This is a genomic window from Kosmotoga sp. (assembly GCF_982836095.1).
Window position 1 is genome coordinate 5,698 of the sequence record NZ_CEYIHJ010000065.1, and the last position, 3,373, is coordinate 9,070.

At 39.5% G+C, this 3,373-nt stretch carries 3 protein-coding genes and 1 pseudogene; 3 read left to right on the forward strand and 1 reads right to left on the reverse strand.

Features of this window, described 5'->3' with window-relative positions; translation table 11 throughout:
* Positions 1 to 228: pseudogene (locus AC3LHT_RS05780) on the reverse strand (hypothetical protein); the annotation flags it as partial.
* 425 nt (positions 229 to 653) lie between these two features.
* Between AC3LHT_RS05780 and AC3LHT_RS05785 the strand changes: the two are divergent.
* The 3 genes from AC3LHT_RS05785 to AC3LHT_RS05795 all read left to right on the forward strand — a co-directional run.
* Complete coding sequence (locus AC3LHT_RS05785) at positions 654 to 851, forward strand: cold-shock protein (protein ID WP_068347671.1); 198 nt, start codon at positions 654 to 656, stop codon at positions 849 to 851.
* A 132-nt stretch (positions 852 to 983) separates the two neighbouring features.
* Positions 984 to 1,337 carry an ArsR/SmtB family transcription factor gene (locus AC3LHT_RS05790; protein ID WP_290645219.1) on the forward strand — a complete coding sequence of 118 codons (354 nt, stop codon included), beginning with the start codon at positions 984 to 986 and terminating at the stop codon, positions 1,335 to 1,337.
* 2 nt (positions 1,338 to 1,339) lie between these two features.
* A partial coding sequence (locus tag AC3LHT_RS05795; protein WP_488662246.1) for a heavy metal translocating P-type ATPase occupies positions 1,340 to 3,373 on the forward strand: 2,034 nt, incomplete at its 3' end.

Genomic DNA, 3,373 nt, shown 5'->3' on the forward strand with positions numbered 1-3,373 from the left:
TACGACAATAACTTTAAAGTTTTTTGGTGCCTTAAACAATAAACTACGTACTGTAGGTTCTATTACCCTTTCTTCATTTTTTGCAGCGATGATAGCGACTATAGAATGTCCATCATCATATGAGTTTGAAGATGCCATGTGAAAAAGTTTCCTTGTAGAGCGGTTTTTGATGTACCCTATTAAGGCTAGCACAAAACCTATCATCAGACCATATAGAATCATTGCCAAATCCCACACCACCGTTCGATGAATATAAAATCAGCATAATAATCGAGATTTCTAAATTAATATTTGTTAAGAAGATTCGTTGTGTTTGGTACTTTCAATCAAGTAAAGAAAGAAATTTCTGTCTAACATAAAGCTTATCATACAATAACTTACAAATTTAAGGGAACACTATAAACGATTATATTTTACCCATAGAATTGATAAAATGATTCCACGGACTGGTTAAGATAAATTATTGAGCTTATTTACAACACAGATCTTGATTTTCGCTGATGTTACTGTGCTATTATCAATTTTACGGATGAGATTGGCATACTAAATACATAAAAATGACATATAGAGATTGTGAAGATAAGTTATAATTTAACTGTCCGAGAGGATAATTCGATACTTGCAACTGGTGCAAGAGATTTTCAGGAGGAAACATGAAAGGTACAGTAAAATGGTTCAACGCACAGAAAGGCTACGGCTTCATCACAAGAGACGAGGGTGAAGATGTTTTCGTTCATTTTTCAGGTATAGCCATGGACGGTTTCAGAACACTTGAGGAAGGTCAAAGAGTGGAATTTGATATCGAAAATGGTCAGAAGGGCGCACAGGCTGTAAACGTTAAAGCTATCTAACACATTAAATAAACCTGAAAAAAGACCTGCCGAAAGGCGGGTCTTTTTTTTTGGCATTTGACAGTTGGGGGTCTTAAGCTATATAATACGATTAGACAATTGTCTAATCGTATTATATAGGTGGTGTTTTACATGAAAAAGAAAGATTACTGCCAGGTGCATCAAGTACACATAAATACCGAAGAATTTAAAAAGAGGGCAAATGAAATTTCCGGTCTTTCCGAGCTATTCAAAGTCTTGGCTGACGAAACAAGAACCAAGATAATCTATCTTCTTTCTCTGAAAGAACTTTGTACTTGTGACCTTTCTGAGATACTGGGGATTACGCTTCCATCTGTCTCTCATCATTTGCGGCTCTTGAAAGCCTTTAGAATAGTTAAATACAGAAGAGAGGGAAAAACTGTTTTCTACTCTCTTGCAGATAAGCACATAATGGACTTGATAAATGTGGCTAAAGAACATTTCGAAGAATTTTTGGAGGAATAAGAATGAAGAAAAAATACAGAGTAAAGAACCTTGACTGTGCCAGTTGCGCCGCCAAAATTGAACAGGCAGCAAAAGAAAAAGGGATGGATATGTCTCTAAACTTTGCAACCCAAACGCTTATCGCTGATGAACACGAGATTATTGAGATTCAAAAACTCGCAAAAAGAATAGAGCCTGAGGTAGCCTTTGAAAGTGAAGCCGGTAATTCTGAATCAAATGGAGATTTAAGGAAGCAAATTATAACGCTTGCAATTTCGGGAATCTTATTTGCAGTAGCGTTGATAAATAGATTTTTCATTTCCTTCATGCCCCTTCAAGTTAATACTGTTCTCTTTCTAACGGCTTATATAATAAGTGGGTGGCGAGTACTGCTTGCTGCAGTCAAAAATATACTGCATGGGAATTTCTTCGGAGAGAATTTCCTCATGTCAGTTGCAACATTGGGAGCAATTGCCATTGGAGAATTCCCGGAAGCGGTGGCAGTTATGATCTTTTACTCAGTCGGTGAGCTCTTTGAAGATCTTGCTGTTGGAAAATCAAGGCGTTCTATAAGATCATTGCTTGCATTGAAAGCCAATTACACTAATCTATTATCCGATGGACAAATCAAAAGAGTCCCACCTGAAACAGTCAATCCAGGACAGATAATACTGGTCAACCCTGGTGAAAGGATCCCTCTTGATGGAGTTGTTGTGAAAGGCGAATCATTCCTCGACACTTCAGCTTTGACTGGTGAAAGCGTTCCAAGAAAAGTAAAAGTGAGGGATGAGGTTCTTTCCGGAATGATAAATACTTCCGGACTATTGAGAATCGAAGTCAAAAAATCCTTTGAAAATTCTTATGTTTCGAAGATTTTGGAGCTGGTTGAAAATGCTGCTTCCAAAAAAGCTCCAACAGAGAAATTCATAACGAAGTTTTCAAAATACTATACACCTTTTGTTGTATTTGGAGCGGCAGCTATTGCTTTCTTGCCGCCTTTGTTTATACCGGGTGCAAGCTTGGCTCTTTGGATACAACGTGCACTTGTGTTGCTTGTGATTTCATGTCCATGTGCCCTTGTTATATCAATTCCGCTGGGGTATTTCGGCGGTATAGGAAGAGCTTCAAAAAATGGCGTGCTCATAAAGGGAAGCAACTTTTTGGATGCTCTGAAAAATGTGGATACAGTTGTTTTCGATAAAACGGGAACATTGACAGAAGGTGTTTTTGAAGTGGCAGATGTAAAGACCTTCAACGGTTATTCCAAGGAGGAGGTCGTAGAGTTTGCAGCTAAGGCAGAGGTACATTCAAATCATCCAGTAGCAAAGTCAATACGTGACTACGGTAAAGAATTTCTTGAAAACCCCGACCAGGTGAATGATTACAAAGAAATACCGGGACAGGGTGTAATCGCTATGGTTTCTGGAAAGAGAGTGCATGTGGGTAACCAAAAACTGCTTAAATTACACAATATTGAACCGGCAGATGAGGAAAAAGTTGATGCAGTTGTGTACGTTGCCATAGATGGTAAATACGCTGGCAGCATAACAATCTCTGATCGAATAAAAACAGACGCAAAGAAGGCTATAGAAGAGTTGAGAAAGCAGGGAGTCAAGAAAATTGCGATGCTGACTGGCGATAGCCAGATCGTTGCTGAAAAAGTTGCTTCTGAACTCGGTATCGATGAATACTACGCCGAGCTTTTGCCAGAAGATAAAGTTGCTATTTTAGAGCGCCTCAAGGGAAAAAGCAAAGGGAAAGTCGCCTTTGTGGGGGATGGAATAAATGATTCGCCGGTCCTTGCCAGAGCAGATGTAGGGGTAGCAATGGGTGGGCTTGGCTCTGATGCAGCTATAGAAACCGCCGATGTTGTCATTATGGACGACAAGCCCTCGAAGCTTTCACAGGCAATGAAAACTGCCTCCTTTACGCACAATATCATTTGGCAAAACATACTCTTTGCTCTTGGCGTAAAAGGCCTGTTCATAGCGCTGGGAACCATCGGACAGGCAACTATGTGGGAAGCAGTATTTGCAGATGTGGGAGTAGCTCTTCTG